Below are 17,607 nucleotides of genomic sequence, written 5' to 3'. Positions count from 1 at the left end.
CAGACGTAGGAGACAGCGTCTTTTGCAAACTTTGCGCGCGTCAAAATGTGGTTTATCAACCGCTCAATTACCTTCTTATATTCTCGATGTGATTGATGCCTTAACTAAGGCAGGCTATGAAGCTTATATCGTAGGTGGTGGTGTCCGGGATCTGATGCTGGGTTTAAATCCCAAAGATTTCGATGCAGTGACCAATGCTACACCAGCTCAGGTTAAAGAAGTGTTCGGACGGCGTTGTCGGATTATCGGACGACGTTTCGAGCTGGCGCATGTCTATTCGGGCCGTGAACTGGTTGAAGTGGCAACTTTCCGTGCGCCTCCTAAAAAAGCGGTGACCTCTGCAGCAGGGATGATCCTGCGCGATAATAACTGGGGCACCATTGAGCAGGATTTTGCTCGTCGAGATTTTTCAATCAATGCCATGTATTATCAGCCACGCAAAGGTATCGTGCTGGATTTTTGCAATGCAGTAGATGATATTAAACATAAAACACTGCGTTTACTGGGTGATCCGACTTTAAGATTTGAGGAAGATCCGGTTCGGATGCTGCGAACTTTACGTTTTGCAGCCAAACTCAATTTCAGTATTGATGAAGCCATTCTGGATATTTTCACTCCGGAAATGACCCAGCTTCTACGTGATGTGTCTCCACACCGTCTCTATGATGAATCGCAAAAGCTATTCACTATGGGACATCTGAATCGTGTGATGCCAATGCTGATCGATTTTGGCATCTGGCGTCAGCTGTTTGCGGATATCAAACCAAACATTACTGCATTTATTGAACTGGCAGCGAAAAATACCGATCAGCGTATTTCAATTGGCAAGACCATCAACCCGGCTTTCTTCTATGCGGTATTGTTGTGGCAACCGTTCCTGGAGCGCTGTGATTTCTATCTGTCCAAAGGTGTAGTGCCGGCGGAAGCACGTGCGCAGGCAGGACTGGATGTACTGAAACGTCAGGCCACTCGTACCGTGATTCCACGCTTTGCGGAAACTTTCATTCGTGAAGTCTGGGAAATGCAAACCCGCTTGCTCAATCCAAAACCACAGCAAATTGAAGCATTATCAGGTCATGCACGTTTCCGTGCCGGCTTTGACTTTTTGTTGCTGCGTGAAAAATCAGGCGATGAAACTGCACAGGGCATGGGAAGTTGGTGGGAAGCCTATCAGCAAATGAGCAGCGATGAAAAAGAGCGTGCCATTGCCCAATATAATCGTCAGCGTGCCAAGAGCCGTCGCAAGGCTTCTCAGGAAGAACATCTGGAACAGCGTCTGGCTGCACAAGATGTAGTAACCGAGATTGAACCTCTGGTGAATGAGCCGGAACCACGTAGCCGTCGTGCGCGTAAAGCCAAATTTGAGAATGAGCGTAGCAAACCGGTTTCTCATGTGGCGGCCGGTGCCAGCGGTGACATTGGTGCAGACCATCCAATTACCAAGCGTAAACGGGTGCAGCGTGATTTAAGCCAGGTTATTTTTGGGCCTACACAATGACAGTGACCTATATCGGTTTAGGAAGTAACCTGGGCGATTCACGCCAGATTCTGGCTGAAGCCGTGCAAAAGCTGGCAAGTCTGGGACAGGTCAAAACCTCGCATCTATATCAAAGCCCACCTATGGGGCCACAAGATCAGCCCAATTATTTTAATGCTGTCGTACAGTTAATTACGGATCTAGCACCGCTGGATCTGCTGGATCGTTTGCAAACCTTCGAACAGGAGGCTGGGCGTGTACGTCTACGCCATTGGGGTGAGCGTACCTTGGATCTGGATCTGCTCATTTACGGTGATGAGCAGATTCAAAATGAACGGTTAACCGTACCGCATGTGGGCGTGCTGGAACGTGATTTTGTATTGGTGCCATTACTGGATATTGATGCCAACTTGCAGCTCAATGGAAATACATTAAAAGACCTGGACATCGTCAAGCAATCAACCTTAAGGGTTTTTGATCGCACGAATTGGGCAAATATTTAATTTTTAATTATTGGCATGTTCGAGAGAACTTCAATAATAGAGGAACATCTTCATGATCAGTCTCAGTGATTTAAGACGATATAAAGCGGAAGGACGCAAATTTTCTTGCCTGACTTGCTATGATGCCAGTATGGCCAAAGCCATGGAAATTGCTGAAGTTGACAGTATTCTGATTGGCGACTCTTTGGGTATGTCGATTCAGGGTCGTGATTCAACCTTGCCTGTGACTGTAGAAGATATGGCTTACCATACCGCAGCGGTTCGCCGTGGCAATCAGCATGCACTGATTATGACTGATCTGCCATTTATGAGTTATGCCACTCTGAATGATGCGTTACAAAGCTCAAAAACGGTGATGCAAGCCGGTGCACAAATGGTCAAGATGGAAGGTGGTACCTGGTTGGCGGAAACCGTTCAGATTCTAACCCGTAACGGGATTCCAGTCTGTGTTCACTTGGGTCTCACTCCACAGTCGGTGCATGTCTTTGGTGGCTATAAGCTACAGGCTCGTACCCGTGAAGCGGCCGATCAACTGATTGCTGACTGTAAGGCGGTGGTTGAAGCCGGTGCAGCAGTGTTGTTACTGGAATGTGTGCCTGCACAATTGGGTCAGGAAATTACTGAACTATTCCCGCATATTCCGGTGATTGGCATTGGAGCAGGGGCAGCCACTGATGGTCAGGTACTGGTCGTTCAGGACATGCTCGGTCTGACCTTTGGCCACACCGCAAAATTTGTACGTAACTTTATGAAAGAACAGTCTGGTGCGACTGCAATTCTGGATGCATTTAAGGCCTATCATGCGGCTGTGTTAGATGGTTCATTCCCAGCACCTGAACAAACATTCCAAGTCGAGTTGTAACATGAAAACAGAAACAACCATCCAAGGATTATCTGCTTCGCTCAATCCTGCACGTTCTGCGCGTAAAATTATTGGTTTTGTCCCGACCATGGGTAACCTGCATCAGGGGCATCTGAATCTGGTGCGTGAGGCGCGTAAACTGTGTGATGTCGTTGTTGTGAGTATTTTCGTTAATCCGATCCAGTTTGGACCAAATGAAGATTTTGATAATTATCCACGTACTTTAGAACAGGATCAGCAGTTACTGGCAGATGTAGGTTGTGACATTGTCTTTGCCCCAACGGTAGAGCAGATGTATGGTAACAAGCCACGTCTAACCAATATCAGTGTGTCTGGTATCACCAATGACCTGTGCGGCTTACAGCGTCCAGGTCATTTTGATGGTGTAGCGGTCGTGGTGACTAAATTATTTAATATTGTTCAGCCCAACTATGCCTTCTTTGGTCAGAAAGACTATCAGCAACTGGCTGTGATTCGTCAGTTTGTTCAAGACCTCAATATTCCGCTGGAAGTGATTGGTGTACCAATTGCCCGTGCTGAAGATGGTCTGGCACTCAGTTCACGCAATGGCTATCTAAGCGAGCAGGAACGTGCGACAGCACCGGTTATTTTTCAAAGTCTGAAAACTGCTGAGCAGCAGTTACATGCAGGTAAAACTTTGGAGGAAGCACTGGCAGGTATCCGCCAAACTTTGACAGATGCAGGTCTGGTAGTGGACTATGTAGAAGCCCGTACACCGGAATTACAGAAAATTGATGAGTTTAATCAGGATGTCGTGATTCTGATCGCGGCAAAATTAGGAAAAACTCGTCTGATTGATAATCTGCAGATCAAATACGCAGCTGGATAAGTAAAAGGATCGTAAGGCATGAAGCGCATTTTAATTATGACAGGACAATCTGGCTCAGGTAAATCTTCTGCATTGCAGGTACTTGAAGACTTGGGTTATTACTGTATTGATAATCTGCCTTTGGCCTTACTTCCTGAAATTGTGGCGAAGCTGGATTGTGAAAATAATCTGGAACAGTTAGCGCTTGGGGTGGATGTACGTAGTACCCGTGCAGATTTGCAGGAATTCGACCATGTATTTGAACAGTTGCAACAGCATGGTACGGTAGATGTCATCTATCTGACCACGCAGGATCAGGAGCTGATTGCCCGTTTCAGTGCATCACGCCGTCCGCATCCTTTGGCTGCTCGTTTTAAGAGCCTGCATCAGTGTATTCAGGAAGAAAAAGTCCTGCTAATGCCGATCCAACTCCGTTCCACAGTGCATATCGATACCACCGATAAAAGCGTGCATGATCTGAAACATACCTTGCTGTACAAGCTGGGGCAGACCGATAACCTGATTGTGATTCTGCAATCTTTTGGCTATAAGCATGGAATTCCTTTGGATGCTGATTATGTTTTTGATGTCCGTCATTTGCCGAATCCGCATTGGGAACTCGAACTGCGCAAATACTCAGGCCTCGATCAATCAGTACAGGAATTCCTGGAGAAAAGTGATCAGGTCGAAGACATGTTTCAGGATATTTATCACTTTTTAGACAAATGGCTGCCGACCTTTGCTGAGGGTCATCGTCATTATATGACCATCTCAATTGGTTGTACTGGCGGCCAACATCGTTCTGTTTATATTGTGGATAGACTAAAAAAAGCGCTTGAGGCAAAATGGTCTATTCAAGTCCTCCACCGAGAAATGAAGCACTGGTCATGATTGATACGACTGTTGACGTAATTAATAAACTAGGTTTACATGCGCGTGCGTCAGGTAAACTCATTGAAGTTACCACCAAATTTCGTTCCAGTATCCAGATTGGCAAGTCGGACAAATTGGTTGATGCCAAAAATATTATGTCCTTGCTGATGCTTGGTGCGGGCAAAGGAACAACTTTACGCTTAGTGATTGAAGGTGCAGATGAGGAAAAGGCTTTATCTGAAATTCAGGCACTGTTTGCGGCAAAATTTTATGAGGCAGATTAATCGTGGCACGTCGACCGAGCAGTTTAACTGAAGAAGACTTTGAATCTTTAGAGGGACGCGCAAGTAAAACCGAACAGAAAAAAGCAGTTCAGCGTATGGCTGCTTTAGGCGCACAGTTGGCAGAACTGAGTGCGAAACAAATTAAAAATTTACCCGTTGAAGAGCGTCTGATTGAAGCTTTGCTGGATGTCCAGCAAATCAGTTCACATGAAGCACGCCGTCGTCAATTTTCACGTATTGGTAAATTACTCCGTAATGAAAATGAAACCGTGATTCTGTCTTATCTGACTCCGAAACAGGGTTTGAAAAAGACAGCACAATTGCAGCGTTGGGTTGACCGTATCGTGAAAGATGGTGATCCTGCGATTAACGAATTTACCAAAACCTATAATGCGACAGAGCGTCATACCTTACGTCAGCATTATTTACGTGTGCATCGTGATCTAAAAAATCAGGCACCGGAAGAAGAAGTGGCAGCCTCAAAGCAAAAGCTGTTTAACTATGTGCAGCAAGTTGCCCTGATTTCAGATAACTGATTGTAATCTGAATTAAAGAAAAGCGACATTTTGTCGCTTTTTTATTCACTCTAATTAATTTTAATTTTTTATAAGAATTCAAGAATGTTCCTATAAGTCATTGTTAACTGTAAAAAAATGTAAACTTTTAATATTTTTGATTACTTAAGAAATAGGTTTTAGTGCATAAATAAACTATTTAAATTTCTCAATATTTTATGATTGTTAAGAATATTTAAAAGGTAGAAATAGATTTAGGTCAAAGTTAATATTATCAGCGCTCTACTTTTCTAGAAAGTGACAATAGGTAGTATCTATATATTTGAAAATTCAAAGGCTTTTATTTACCTGAAGATCAGAAGAAAAGTGAGCTGTTTTTATCTTCGTATAATTTGGATATTAAGGTGATATCGAAACAATTTGAAATGAATTCAGGAATTTCAAATAATTATATGTAATTTTTTATAAGGAGAATATTTTCTCAAGTAATTCTTAATATTTAAATATCAATGCATTGAAACAATGAATGTATCTTTAGAGAAATAAGTTAACAAATCCTTTGGTCCATAAATGAGATTTTAACGTTGAGTAAATATAGAATCTTTGTTATTGATTGTATCAATTTAGTCGGTTGTAATTTTTATTCTCTATTCCATAACATCCAGAGAGGCAGACATGGAACTAAAACTGCTAGAGATCGGTCAGAATACGGAGCAGTTAAGCTCGTGCCGTATATCTCTCATTTTAGGTGTCTATACCTCTGACAATTTATTAGACACCTTCTGTAAAGTCGCGCGTAAAGTACTCGGCGCCAAGACCTGTATCATCGGATTCCATACGGAACCCTATATCTGGCACAGCTGTCCGCTCGGTTTTCGCGGTTTACACGTACCACAGAATGTGGACATCCCTAAATATTTACAAGAAATGGATGTGATCGATCAAAATCATCCTGCATATGCAGAATTATCAGATTACGTAAAAAGCCTTGGTGTCGCCCATCAGCGGCTGGTGGCATTTAATTTAAAATCAGCTCAAGGGCAGTCTTTAGGGCAGGTGGTTTTCTTTGATGATCAGACTGAAGGGTTTGATCAGGAAGATATTATTATTGTTCAGCAATTTGCTGAAACTTTAGTCAAGCGAGTCAAACTGAATGAAGAGCATACTGAACTAAAAGAGTTATACGAACAACAATGTGCACAAAACTTTAGTAAAACCAAATTCTTCCAGATTATTGCTCATGACCTGCGTGCACCTTTCCATGGCCTGTTAGGCTTCTCGGAAGTATTGGCGCAGGAACGTGACACTCTGGATGAATCCAGTATCCAGAGTATTTCTGATTATTTATATGATACGGCTCAATCGACGTATAACTTGTTAGAAAGTCTGTTGACCTGGGCGATGGCAGAGGGTGGACGTTTTGTTTATCATCCGATTAATTATGAATTAAAACAGTCTACTAAAATTGTCTGTGATGTACTGAAAAGTCTGGCGCTGAAAAAGAATATTGAGCTGATTGACCAGGTTCCTGAAGATATCAAGGTACATGCTGATATCAACATGATTACTTCGGTCTTGCAGAACCTGGTATCGAATGCTCTGAAATTTACTCCAGTGGATCAGGGTGGACAGGTGATTCTGGCTGCTGAAATGGAAGGTGAGCAAGTCAAGATCACTGTTCAGGATGCTGGTCTCGGTATGACTGAAGAACAGATGGAAAATCTGTTTAGACCAAATCTCACGGTGAGCTTAAAAGGCACAGACAATGAGAAAGGCGCAGGTCTAGGTCTGGTACTATGTAAGCGTTTTGTAGATCTGAACCATGGACAGATTGCCGTAGATTCTAAAGAAGGCGCTGGAACCACCTTTATTGTGTATTTACCTAAAGTGACCAATGATCATCAGGCATTGGTACTTGAAGATCTGCATACTGAAAAGTCCTGAAAATCATAAATTTCTTTTAAAACCGTTCCCACTCGGCCTGAACTCCTGCTATAACTAAATAAAAGTTTTGAGGGAATCACCGAGTGATGGACGCGGTACAATTGCAGAAAACCTTAAGAGCCAGTCAGTATGCAGAACAGGTATTGGCCAATCATCAAGATCTATTGAATCAGGATTATGCAATTGATCAGTTTCAGGGATCACTCGGCACTGAACAGATTCAAAACTTAATTAAGGCCAATTTATTAAATATCAGTGATGAAACCATGTGGATGCGTAGTTTACGTATTCTACGTGCTCGTCTGATGTTTCGCTGGATCTGGCAGGATGCCAATCAACTTACCAATGTCATCACGCTGACTCGCGAGCTGTCTGATTTCGCCGATGCCTGCATTTGCGCTGCCAAAGAGTTTGCCCGTATTCCTCTAGTCGCCAAATATGGTCAGCCAGTTGGTTATAACGGTAAAGTTCAAGATCTTATTATTATTGCGATGGGCAAACTGGGCGCTCAGGAACTCAACCTTTCCAGTGATATCGACCTGATTTTTGCCTTTGATGAACAGGGTGAAACGGATGGGCGTAAATGCATTGACGTTCAGCAGTTCTGTATCCTATGGGGACAAAAGTTAATCTATCTGCTGGATCATATCACTGCTGAAGGTTTTGTATTTCGTGTCGATATGCGCTTGCGCCCTTGGGGTGATGGTTCTGCTTTAGCCATCAGTCATGCCGCACTAGAAAAATATCTCAGCCAGCATGGCCGCGAATGGGAACGTTATGCCTGGATCAAAGCCCGCATCGTCAATCCGAGTCCAGAAGGTGATGAACTGCTGGATATGACCCGTCCTTTCGTCTTCCGTAAATATGTCGATTACAGTGCTTTCGAAGCGATGCGTGAAATGAAAGCAATGATTGAGCGTGAAGTACAGCGCCGCAATATTGAAGACGATATCAAGCTTGGGGCAGGCGGGATCCGTGAGGTTGAATTTATCGTGCAGGTTTTTCAGCTGATTTATGGCGGAGCCAAGTTAGAGCTGCAAGATCGGCAATGTCTGGTCAGCTTGAATCATCTGGATGAGGCTGAACTTCTGGATGAACAGGCGGTGACTGATCTCGAAGATGCCTATTTATTCCTTCGTCGGGTAGAGCATGCTATTCAGGCGCTGCATGATCAACAAACCCAATGTTTGCCGACTGAGCCAGATTTACGTCAACGTATTGTGGATACTTTAGGCTTTGCAGACTGGTCCGCCTTTATGGAAGTGCTGGATCAAAAACGCGCTAAAGTGATTTACCAGTTTGAGCACTTGATCAAGGAAAATGGACCAGAGCCTCAAGGCAAAAGTTTTTCTCAGTTGGAACAACAGCTGAATGAAGTCTTGGATGATCATGCAAAAAATCTGGTGCATGAATTCTGGCATGGTCATGCCTTAAAAAAATTGCCAGCTAAAGCCATTCAACGTTTAAAAACGTTTTGGCCTTATCTGATAGAGGCGATTCTAGAATCAGATAAACCGCAAGTTGCACTGGTTCGCCTGATGCCATTGGTTGAATCAGTCATGCGTCGTACGGTGTATCTGGTGATGCTGATTGAAAGTAAAGGTGCTTTACAGCGTTTGGTCAAGATGGCGACTGTCAGCCCCTGGATCTGTGAGGAACTTACCCATTATCCGGTATTGCTGGATGAGTTCCTGTCGATGGATTTCGAATTGCCTAAACGTCAGGATCTGGAAGACAGCCTGCGTCAGCAATTGCTCAGAATTGAAATTGACCAAGTCGAAGACCAGATGCGAGTGCTGCGCCTGTTTAAAAAATCCAATGTCCTTGCGGTAGCTGCCAGTGATGTACTGGCAGAAAGTCCTTTAATGAAAGTCTCGGATGCCTTAACAGATATTGCAGAAGTCTCGGTGAATGCTGGGCTGCATCTGGCCTATCAGATTGTGGCCAAACGACATGGTTTTCCGCTGGATGCAGAAGGGCAGCGCTGCTCAATAGAACATACGGCTTTTGCCGTCATTGGCTATGGCAAAGTCGGTGGCATTGAGTTGGGTTATGGTTCGGATCTGGATCTAGTCTTCATTCATTATATGGGTGAGCAGGCAGATACGGACGGTCTCAAGCCGATTAGCGGTTTTGAGTTTGCCATGCGTGTGGCACAGAAGTTTATGTCGCTCATGACCACACAAACACTGGATGGGCGTGTCTATGAAGTCGATACCCGTCTACGTCCTTCTGGAGAAGCAGGGCTACTGGTCACTAGTCTGAAAGCATTTGAGCAATATCAGTTGAAAAATGCATGGTTATGGGAGCATCAGGCCTTAGTACGTGCACGCTCCATTGCTGGGGAAGATAGCCTGAGAGAGACATTTGAAGCACTACGCTGTAAGATTCTTACCCAGAAACGCGATATCTGTCATGTACGTAGTGAAGTTCTGAAAATGCGTCAGAAAATGAAAGATCATCTGGGTTCTTCCAAAGAGCAAAAAAAAGATGGGATTTTTCATTTAAAACAAGATGCAGGTGGTATCGTTGATATCGAATTTATGGCACAGTATGCGGTGTTAGCTTGGAGTGGGACGAATAAAGATCTCGCCCATTACTCCGACAATGTAAGAATCCTTGAGGATGCCGCAAAATCAGGTTGCTTATCCAGCGACGATGCGACTGCTCTGATTCAAGCTTATCTCCGTGAACGCGCCGAGAGCCACCGCTTAGCCCTTGCAAATCAATCCATGCAAGTGTCTGCAAGCGACTGGCACGATACCCGAATGACCGTTTGCAAGTTATGGCAAAGACTGATTGATCCAAGTGCAGACTTTGCACTGGATAGTGAATAATTGTGAGAAATTGGAGTTTGTGGCATGAATTTGGCTGATCGTGATGGTTTCATTTGGCAAGATGGACAACTAGTTGACTGGCGTGAGGCAAAAACTCACGTATTAACACATACTTTGCATTACAGCATGGGTGTGTTTGAAGGCGTCCGAGCTTATGAAACCCCGAATGGAACGGCTATTTTCCGTCTTAAAGAACATACGAAGCGCTTGTTGAATTCTGCAAAAATTTATCAAATGAAAGTTCCATTTGATCAAGCAGCATTAGAACAGGCTCAAATTGATGTTGTTCGTGAAAACAAATTAGCGTCTTGCTATTTACGTCCAATTATTTTTATTGGTTCTGAAAAACTCGGTATCGCTGCAACTGACAATACCATTCATGCCGTAGTTGCGGCATGGAGCTGGGGTGCTTACCTCGGTGAAGAAGCGATGGCGAAGGGTATTCGCGTAAAAACGTCTTCATTTACCCACCATCATCCGAACGTGACCATGTGTAAAGCAAAAGCATCAGGTAACTACACCTTGTCGATTCTTGCGCATCAGGAAGTGGCGCATTCAGGTTATGATGAAGCAATGCTGCTCGACCCACAAGGCTATGTATGCCAAGGTTCAGGCGAAAACGTATTCCTGGTGCGTGATGGCGTGATTCATACGCCTGATATCGCAGGTGGTGCGCTGGATGGTATTACCCGTCAAACGATTATTACGATTGCTAAAGACTTGGGTTATGACGTAATTGAACGCCGTATTACCCGTGATGAGTTCTACATCGCAGATGAAGCATTCTTTACCGGCACTGCTGCAGAAGTAACACCAATCCGTGAATACGATGACCGTCAGATTGGTGAAGGTGTACGTGGTCCAATCACCACACAAATCCAGAAAGCTTATTTTGATGCAGTTCAGGGCAAAGACCCGAAATATGCACACTGGTTAACGTATGTGAAGTAATTAAGAATTTACTGATTGAAAAAACCTCTCATTTGAGAGGTTTTTTTTAACGGATGTACTTATTCTGCTGAACTTATGTCATCATATTCAGCATCAAGAAGATTTTAAGATGAGCTTAGGCATACGCAATGAGTAACATCGTTATTTGTATGAAATGGGGAACCAAATACGGTTCGGAATACGTCAATCGTTTATACAATATGGTTAAACGACATACGACATTCGACTTTAAAATGGTCTGTCTGACGGATCGTACTGAAGGCATTGATTCTGCAGTACAATGTTTCCCTATTCCACCTCTGGCATTGCCTGAAGGTGCCCCTGAGCGTGGCTGGAACAAGCTGTCCACTTTTGAGCCTGATCTGTATGGTTTGGAAGGTAATGCATTATTTCTAGATCTTGATGTAGTGATTGTCGATAATATCGATGAGTTCTTTACCTATCCGGGCGACTTCCTGATTATCCATGATTGGAAACGGCCGTGGCGTATTACCGGTAATAGTTCGGTTTACCGGTTTAAGTTGGGTGCTTTCCCGGGACTTTTGCCTTATTTCCGTGAAAACTTTGATGAAATCCGTAAAAAATTCCGTAATGAGCAAGCCTATTTGTCTTGGTACGTAGACCGTGAAGGTAAACAGACATACTGGCCAGAAAGCTGGTGCAAGAGCTATAAATATCATTGCCTGCAAAAAATTCCGATGGCTTATTTTAAGCCGCCGGTAAAACCTGAAGGTGCTAAAATTATTGTATTCCATGGTGAAATTAATCCGCCCGATGCAGTGAATGGTGGTGGTGGGAAGTGGTACCGTTATGTATTGCCATCGCAGTGGATTAAGGATGCTTGGCAGTAAGTTATAGAGTTTATTCAAGCTAATTATTGATTAGAAGTATTATGGAAAAAATAGATTTTGTTATTGCGTGGGTCGATGGCAATGATGTAAAGCATCGACTTAAAAGGCAACAGTTTCAATCTACTAATATCGTAAAAGGTTCAGCAGAAGAAACTCGATTTGCTAGTAATGATGAAATCTATTTTTCAATTGCTTCAATTCTTAAATATGTTCCCTATTTTGGAACAATTTATATTATTACGGATGAACAGCAGCCTGCACATATTCATGATTTTTTCGAACAGGGATTATGTGCTCCTGAGCAGATAAAAATAATTGATCATAGAACAATATTTGCTGGTCATGAGCAATACTTGCCTACATTTAATTCTTTAAGTATTGAAACCATGCTTTGGAATATTCCAGGGTTATCAAAGTATTTTATTTATTTGAATGATGATTTCTTTTTTAATGTCTCATCTGAATTAGATGATTTTTTAGTTGGTGACCAGATAAAAGTCTATGGACATTGGGAAAATAACTCCTTAATTAAAGCAAAATTTAATCTACGTAAAGGTCTTAATAAATATTTTGGTAAACCTTTACAGCCTAAATATACAATTGCTCAAATGCTTAGTGCTGAATTATGTGGATTTAATAAATATTATGAAATTCATCATCGTCCCCATATATTGGATCGTAATGTACTACAAAAGTATTTTCAAAAATACCCTACAACATTAGCTCAACAGATTAAGCATCGTTTTAGAAGTGCTTTTCAATTTTTACCAGTAGGGTTGAATAATCATTTAAAAATTCGAGAAGAAAAAACAATCTTGTGTAATGATATAAATATTGCTTACTTAAAAAATGAAGCTTCAGTATCTACATTTTTATCAGACCTGAATAATCCAGCTGTTAAATTCGGTTGTATTCAGAGTTTAGATCAATTTGATCCAAAAGAAGCAGAAAAGGTATCTTTTGCTTTAATTGCTAAATTTAAAAACTATTTACCTCTATCTATTCAGCATTAAGAGTTAATCATGAAAGTTGTAACTTATTTAATTAATTTAGACGGAAGTGATGAGCGTCTAGCTGCAGCAACTCAGCAGCTTAATAGTGTGGGCTGGAGGTTTGAACGTTTTGCTGCTTATGATGGTCGGGGTAAAGCACTCTCTGAATTCATAAATTATAATGACGATCAAACTAATAAGGTATTAGGTCGTAGTTTAATGAATTCCGAGTTAGGTTGTTATTTAAGTCATTATGGATGCGCTGAAAAATTTTTAGCCACTGATGCAGATTATTTAGTGGTTCTGGAAGATGACCTTAAAATTAATAGTGACTTTAAGATTAAAATTGACAGCATCATTGGATATTTGCACCAACATCAAGATTTAAACTGGTATCTTATTAATATTGCTGCAAAAAAGAAAAAACTAGCAAAAGATATTACGCAAATAGGGGATATAAGTCTATGGCATGCTTTTTATTTCCCAATTCGTGGCTTAGGGTTAATCTGGTCGCGGCAGGGAGCACAGTCTTTTGTTGAGGTAGGCAAAACTATAAATATGCCGGTTGATATCTTCTTCCAGTCTTGGTTAAGTCAAAATGGCAAAGGTTTAGGGATTTGGCCACCACTAGTGAAGCCAGCAGGGGTCGATAGTGATATTTTGGGAACAGTTGCTACTCAGGGGATTTCTCGTAAAGCACTTGAAAATAGAAGCAGCTCCTATGGCTTTAAAAAGCAGAAGCGTATGTGGCGTGATCGTTATCATGCACTAAAATATCTGCTAAATTCTTAAAATTCATCGAATATCTTAATAATTGAATATTTATCATTAAAGGAATAAATCAATGAGCATGTTGGAAATAATTTAGATGAAAATATTTAAAAAAACTTATTATATGCTTAAGTTTTATATCATGTATTTTTACAAGATTAGAGGCACGAATTTAAAAATTCATAATTACGCAAATATGATTACGCTTAATCCAAAGCCAGAAGAAGTTAAAATACCTAAGCTGATTTGGCTGTATTGGGAGGGGGATGTACCATTATTTGTGGAAAAATGCATAGAAAATATAAAGCTAATAAATGCAAATTATGAGGTTCATTTTTTAACACCAACAACTGTTGATCAATTTATACAGATAGATTTTGATTCTTTAAATATTCATCTACCTCAGCATAAAGCTGATTTAATCAGATTTAAATTACTTTATGTTTATGGAGGAATCTGGTTAGATGCAAGTATTATCGTTTATGAAAATTTAGATTGGATTCAAGAGTTGGTTTCTCAAAATCAGACCGAAAGTTTTGCCTATTATCGTAAAAAAAACACTACCAATATTGATTCTCCAGTCATCGAGAATTGGCTTTTAGCAACGGCTCCTAACAATAGGTTTTTTAAAGATTGGTTTGATGAGTTGGTGAACGCCATGCAGGTTGGCCCTAAAACATATATCAATGAAATTAAACGTGCTGTGCCAAATTATGAGAGAATATTTCAAAAGATTAGTAATTTAGAGTACCTGATTTCCTATGTAGTGTGTCAGGTGATTATGCTGAAAGCATTGCCTAGTATTACTTTAATTGATTGTGATCAAAATGCCTTTTACTATCAGGTAAAAAATAAATGGGTCAAAGAAAAAACATTAATTGAAATGGCAATCAATCATCATTCAGGTGAATACCCTAAATTGATTAAATTTGCCGGTAAAGAGCGTAAACATATAGGCGAATTTTATGAAAAAGGAATGTATTTTCAAGATTCACTGCTAGATTTCCATGATGATCAGAGTAAAACCTTATCTTAACGCTCTATCAGGTTGGATGATCTGAACCACTTAGAGGATGGTGTCTTGTTCGAGCGTTAATTTCTTAAATGATTTGATAAGACTATGGGGTGAAAGATTATAAACAGACACTTTTTGACTTTCAAAGAAATAGGCTGCTGTTTCAAATGCCGCTATGATTGATTGGGTGTGCTGGTTTAATAAGGTAGGTTGTTTTGCATCTAAAGTTTCATAAAATCGTGGTAGGTCGAAGTTATTCATATCCACACCTGCAATATAGATATGTTGGTAATTTAATCCTGACATAATCTGTAATGCGGTATAAGCCACGGTATAGTAGTCAAATACTGTGTCATACATGTGTGTAGAAAAGCCAAAACCATTGTAGAAGTAATTACTCTTAACTTTTTCATCAACATGAATAGTGTTTCCCATAAAAAGTTCATTTTTACAGTTACTCGTGATTTCAATAATTTTAAATTGGCAACGAATCTGTTCGATTTTTACTTTTCTTAGAATATAGTCTAAGCAACGTGCGGTGGTGAAAAAATTGCATGCTGTGTCTAAAACCCGCTCAACGAGATCAAAACGATTTTGTACAAAATCATGATCAATAATGACATAGTGTTGAAAAGTGACCTCATTCAAAGCGATTGCTCCATTGACGCCAATATAGTCCAGTTTCTCATATTTAAAAAATTTATCAGGAATCTTTTTAATCGATGGTCCTGTTGCGATCAGCATACATTTTGAATGTTTATTCTTTAAGTTAAGCGTATGGTCTGCAATTAAGGTATTCCTAAAAAAAACTTGATCAATTTGACCCGATGCATTACGAACCACACGGTAAAAAGGCCAATAGCGTCTGTTGTGTTTGTAAGTACTCGGTTTTAAAAGTTTATAGGTATATTTTGTCAAATTTCGAACGAAATGGTTGAAAATTAAACCACACATATTCTTGTCTCTTTCATAGCTTATTTCTATGAGTTATATCAAGTTTATTTGAGAATAATCTAATTGATAAGATGATTCAGTTGCTTAGAGGGTTAATGATCTAAATTAAATGAATCACGCTTGGTTTTAAACTTGCTCAGGAGCCTCTTAAACCAAGGCTGGGATGTTTCTGACCGAGTAATGTTATTGCCCGAGTATTTTTTTTGAGATGCTTTGTGAAATTTTCCGTAGGGTGTAATTGTATAGTCCTCAAGTTGGTATCCGGCAGAAAGGGCTTCGTGATAGTATTGGTCAAAAAGTGTTGTCAGGTCCGCTCGGGGGTGAGGAATAATTTCGCCATCAAACCAATGTGTTGAATTATTGTGTTGAAGACGAGGAATTGAATATTTGTGACTAAACTGGGTGCCCATATCGGAATAATGCAAAATTTTAATCTCGTTGATACTTAGATTTTCACCATCGATGCAATTAAAATGATCATTATAAGCTTGAACCAATGACGGTTCTTTTTGAATTTGTCTCATCAGACTTTGATGACTGGCAGGGTTACTTTTTAATTCCTCAATTCTAGGAAGAAAATGTTTGGCCTTTTCACAATCCCAGACACAAGTGCATAAACGGGCTGAGCTTCCCCCCCCCTTGGCTGCCACAATAGCATTGGCTTCAATAGGATGTTCCCAGAGTAGTGCAAGATCATCGAGTACAATGACATCTGTATCCATGTAAATGGCTTTACCTTGAAATTGACAATACTCTGGAATAGCCCACCGAAATCCGGAAAAAGGTGTCGCCCAGTTTTCTGTTCTCCATCCTTGATTCGATTTCGGATCAGAATACCAATAGCTAGAAGGATCACGCGAAAGTTGCATCCAAATAATTTCTACAGGCTGCTGGGTATGTTTTTTAATGCTGTAGTCTAAAACCATCATTTGTTCTAAATCACAGTTGTTTGGGTCACAGCCTATAAAAATTTTGATTGTTTTGAGACTCATTTTTATCAATTATTTTGTGATATGATAATGTATATTAAAACAAAGACTATATAAAAACAAAGACTACATAAGATTTACTATGTTTTTTATTTATTCTATTATAATTAAAACTTAAATAAAATAATCGAATTTATTTCAATGACTTCTTTGGTTTTTAAATAAATTACAATAACTTATGTGTATTATATTGTTATATAATTACGAAAAAAATTTAAAATTATAGTTTTTTATCACACTTTTATCTATGATTTTAAACTTAAATTGGTAGAAAATTAAAAGGATTCTTAATGTTGACAGTTTTTGGTTTTCATACAGATGATAAACTATATACGAAGCATGCTCAAATTTTAGCTGAATCAGCAAAAAAATTTAATATTCATATTCTATTAAAGCAATTTTCAAAAGATGACTGGCAAACCATTATTGCATTTAAGCCTGTGTTTATTTCGCAAATGCGTCGTGAAACTCATGGCCCACTTTTATTTGTTGATGCTGATGCTATAATTCTTGAGGATATCCGGCCATACTTCAATGCAATTGAAGAAGATATTGCAGTACATTACATAGATAATAAGCGTTTAATTAGTAGTACTATTTTTATAAATGACACTAAAAATGCACATTCTCTGATGGATGAATGGGAGAAGCGTATGTTGCAAAATCCAACTATTTGGGATCAGATTATTTTACAAAACTTGGTTGATGAGTGGCATGATGCAGGCCTTATTACATTAAAAAAGCTACCACCAAACTATACATTTATTTTTGATACATCTCGTAATTTATATGGGGATAAGATTCAACCTAGTATTGAACAATTACAAGCAAGTAGAGATAAGCGTTGGATACAGAAATATGAGCAAAGAAATTCAATTTATCAATGGATAATGCGTTCTTCTCTACTGTCAAAAAGTACTAAAAAGATTGTTAAACGACATAATAGATCTCTTGCGAAAG

The 17,607-nt window shown here is 40.2% G+C and carries 17 protein-coding genes; 15 read left to right on the top strand and 2 right to left on the bottom strand.

Annotated features, from left to right (window positions below; translation table 11 throughout):
* Positions 1–22: 22 nt before the first annotated feature.
* The 14 genes from pcnB (at position 23) to B3Q46_RS15650 (ending at position 14,725) form a co-directional block, all read left to right on the top strand.
* Positions 23–1,498: a polynucleotide adenylyltransferase PcnB gene (gene pcnB, locus B3Q46_RS15715; protein ID WP_005232109.1), complete on the top strand. Its 1,476-nt coding sequence runs from the start codon at positions 23–25 to the stop codon at positions 1,496–1,498.
* Positions 1,495–1,980, top strand: a complete 486-nt coding sequence (gene folK, locus B3Q46_RS15710) for a 2-amino-4-hydroxy-6-hydroxymethyldihydropteridine diphosphokinase (RefSeq protein ID WP_005232107.1) — start codon at positions 1,495–1,497, stop codon at positions 1,978–1,980. Before pcnB ends, folK begins: the two co-directional genes overlap by 4 nt.
* A 52-nt stretch (positions 1,981–2,032) precedes the next feature.
* Positions 2,033–2,842 carry a 3-methyl-2-oxobutanoate hydroxymethyltransferase gene (panB, locus tag B3Q46_RS15705; protein ID WP_175966668.1) on the top strand — a complete coding sequence of 270 codons (810 nt, stop codon included), beginning with the start codon at positions 2,033–2,035 and terminating at the stop codon, positions 2,840–2,842.
* 1 nt (position 2,843) lies between these two features.
* Positions 2,844–3,692 carry a pantoate--beta-alanine ligase gene (gene panC, locus B3Q46_RS15700; protein WP_005232104.1) on the top strand — a complete coding sequence of 283 codons (849 nt, stop codon included), beginning with the start codon at positions 2,844–2,846 and terminating at the stop codon, positions 3,690–3,692.
* Positions 3,693–3,710: 18 nt separating this feature from the next.
* Positions 3,711–4,562 (top strand): RNase adapter RapZ, encoded by an 852-nt coding sequence (gene rapZ / locus B3Q46_RS15695; RefSeq protein ID WP_005232102.1) that lies wholly within the window; start codon positions 3,711–3,713, stop codon positions 4,560–4,562.
* Positions 4,559–4,828, top strand: coding sequence for an HPr family phosphocarrier protein (locus B3Q46_RS15690; protein ID WP_034169914.1), 270 nt, complete (start codon positions 4,559–4,561; stop codon positions 4,826–4,828). Before rapZ ends, B3Q46_RS15690 begins: the two co-directional genes overlap by 4 nt.
* A 2-nt stretch (positions 4,829–4,830) precedes the next feature.
* Positions 4,831–5,364, top strand: coding sequence for a ribosome biogenesis factor YjgA (yjgA, locus tag B3Q46_RS15685; RefSeq protein WP_005232100.1), 534 nt, complete (start codon positions 4,831–4,833; stop codon positions 5,362–5,364).
* 654 nt (positions 5,365–6,018) lie between these two features.
* Positions 6,019–7,287, top strand: coding sequence for a sensor histidine kinase (locus B3Q46_RS15680; RefSeq protein ID WP_005232098.1), 1,269 nt, complete (start codon positions 6,019–6,021; stop codon positions 7,285–7,287).
* Positions 7,288–7,373: 86 nt separating this feature from the next.
* Entirely contained in the window at positions 7,374–10,124 is a 2,751-nt protein-coding gene (gene glnE, locus B3Q46_RS15675; protein ID WP_175966670.1) for a bifunctional [glutamate--ammonia ligase]-adenylyl-L-tyrosine phosphorylase/[glutamate--ammonia-ligase] adenylyltransferase, read from the top strand.
* A gap of 24 nt (positions 10,125–10,148) precedes the next feature.
* A complete protein-coding gene (locus B3Q46_RS15670) occupies positions 10,149–11,075 on the top strand; it encodes a branched-chain amino acid transaminase (protein WP_004278329.1) in 927 nt (308 codons plus the stop codon).
* Positions 11,076–11,203: 128 nt separating this feature from the next.
* Entirely contained in the window at positions 11,204–11,926 is a 723-nt protein-coding gene (locus tag B3Q46_RS15665) for a glycosyltransferase (protein ID WP_175966672.1), read from the top strand.
* A gap of 41 nt (positions 11,927–11,967) precedes the next feature.
* On the top strand, positions 11,968–12,939 hold the full coding sequence (locus B3Q46_RS15660) for a Stealth CR1 domain-containing protein (RefSeq protein WP_175966674.1): 972 nt from the start codon (positions 11,968–11,970) through the stop codon (positions 12,937–12,939).
* Positions 12,940–12,948: 9 nt separating this feature from the next.
* A complete protein-coding gene (locus B3Q46_RS15655) occupies positions 12,949–13,710 on the top strand; it encodes a glycosyltransferase family 25 protein (protein WP_175966676.1) in 762 nt (253 codons plus the stop codon).
* Positions 13,711–13,786: 76 nt separating this feature from the next.
* Positions 13,787–14,725, top strand: a complete 939-nt coding sequence (locus B3Q46_RS15650) for a glycosyltransferase family 32 protein (protein ID WP_175966678.1) — start codon at positions 13,787–13,789, stop codon at positions 14,723–14,725.
* Positions 14,726–14,755: 30 nt separating this feature from the next.
* Here B3Q46_RS15650 and B3Q46_RS15645 read toward each other — a convergent pair whose 3' ends face one another.
* Positions 14,756–15,658, bottom strand: a complete 903-nt coding sequence (locus B3Q46_RS15645) for a lipopolysaccharide biosynthesis protein (protein ID WP_071850414.1) — start codon at positions 15,656–15,658, stop codon at positions 14,756–14,758.
* Positions 15,659–15,750: 92 nt separating this feature from the next.
* Positions 15,751–16,650: a glycosyltransferase gene (locus tag B3Q46_RS15640; protein ID WP_004278322.1), complete on the bottom strand. Its 900-nt coding sequence runs from the start codon at positions 16,648–16,650 to the stop codon at positions 15,751–15,753.
* Positions 16,651–16,937: 287 nt separating this feature from the next.
* On the opposite strand from B3Q46_RS15640, the gene B3Q46_RS15635 reads away from it, so the two are divergent.
* The coding region (locus tag B3Q46_RS15635) for a putative nucleotide-diphospho-sugar transferase (RefSeq protein ID WP_286716661.1) at positions 16,938–17,607 on the top strand (670 nt) is incomplete at its 3' end.

The organism is Acinetobacter sp. UBA2581 (assembly GCF_002339435.1).
Lineage (GTDB): Bacteria > Pseudomonadota > Gammaproteobacteria > Pseudomonadales > Moraxellaceae > Acinetobacter > Acinetobacter variabilis.
Note: the sequence above shows the minus strand (reverse complement) of the source record. Positions and strands in the feature narration are given on the sequence as shown.

Excerpts from the sequence above, each read along its gene's own strand:
- B3Q46_RS15665 (WP_175966672.1), top strand. The coding sequence starts at position 11,204 with ATGAGTAACATCGTTATTTGTATGAAATGGGGAACCAAATACGGTTCG.
- folK (WP_005232107.1), top strand. The coding sequence starts at position 1,495 with ATGACAGTGACCTATATCGGTTTAGGAAGTAACCTGGGCGATTCACGC.
- B3Q46_RS15680 (WP_005232098.1), top strand. The coding sequence starts at position 6,019 with ATGGAACTAAAACTGCTAGAGATCGGTCAGAATACGGAGCAGTTAAGC.
- B3Q46_RS15650 (WP_175966678.1), top strand. The coding sequence starts at position 13,787 with ATGAAAATATTTAAAAAAACTTATTATATGCTTAAGTTTTATATCATG.
- B3Q46_RS15640 (WP_004278322.1), bottom strand. The coding sequence starts at position 16,650 with ATGAGTCTCAAAACAATCAAAATTTTTATAGGCTGTGACCCAAACAAC.
- B3Q46_RS15655 (WP_175966676.1), top strand. The coding sequence starts at position 12,949 with ATGAAAGTTGTAACTTATTTAATTAATTTAGACGGAAGTGATGAGCGT.
- panB (WP_175966668.1), top strand. The coding sequence starts at position 2,033 with ATGATCAGTCTCAGTGATTTAAGACGATATAAAGCGGAAGGACGCAAA.
- glnE (WP_175966670.1), top strand. The coding sequence starts at position 7,374 with ATGGACGCGGTACAATTGCAGAAAACCTTAAGAGCCAGTCAGTATGCA.
- B3Q46_RS15660 (WP_175966674.1), top strand. The coding sequence starts at position 11,968 with ATGGAAAAAATAGATTTTGTTATTGCGTGGGTCGATGGCAATGATGTA.
- B3Q46_RS15645 (WP_071850414.1), bottom strand. The coding sequence starts at position 15,658 with ATGTGTGGTTTAATTTTCAACCATTTCGTTCGAAATTTGACAAAATAT.
- panC (WP_005232104.1), top strand. The coding sequence starts at position 2,844 with ATGAAAACAGAAACAACCATCCAAGGATTATCTGCTTCGCTCAATCCT.
- B3Q46_RS15690 (WP_034169914.1), top strand. The coding sequence starts at position 4,559 with ATGATTGATACGACTGTTGACGTAATTAATAAACTAGGTTTACATGCG.
- rapZ (WP_005232102.1), top strand. The coding sequence starts at position 3,711 with ATGAAGCGCATTTTAATTATGACAGGACAATCTGGCTCAGGTAAATCT.
- B3Q46_RS15670 (WP_004278329.1), top strand. The coding sequence starts at position 10,149 with ATGAATTTGGCTGATCGTGATGGTTTCATTTGGCAAGATGGACAACTA.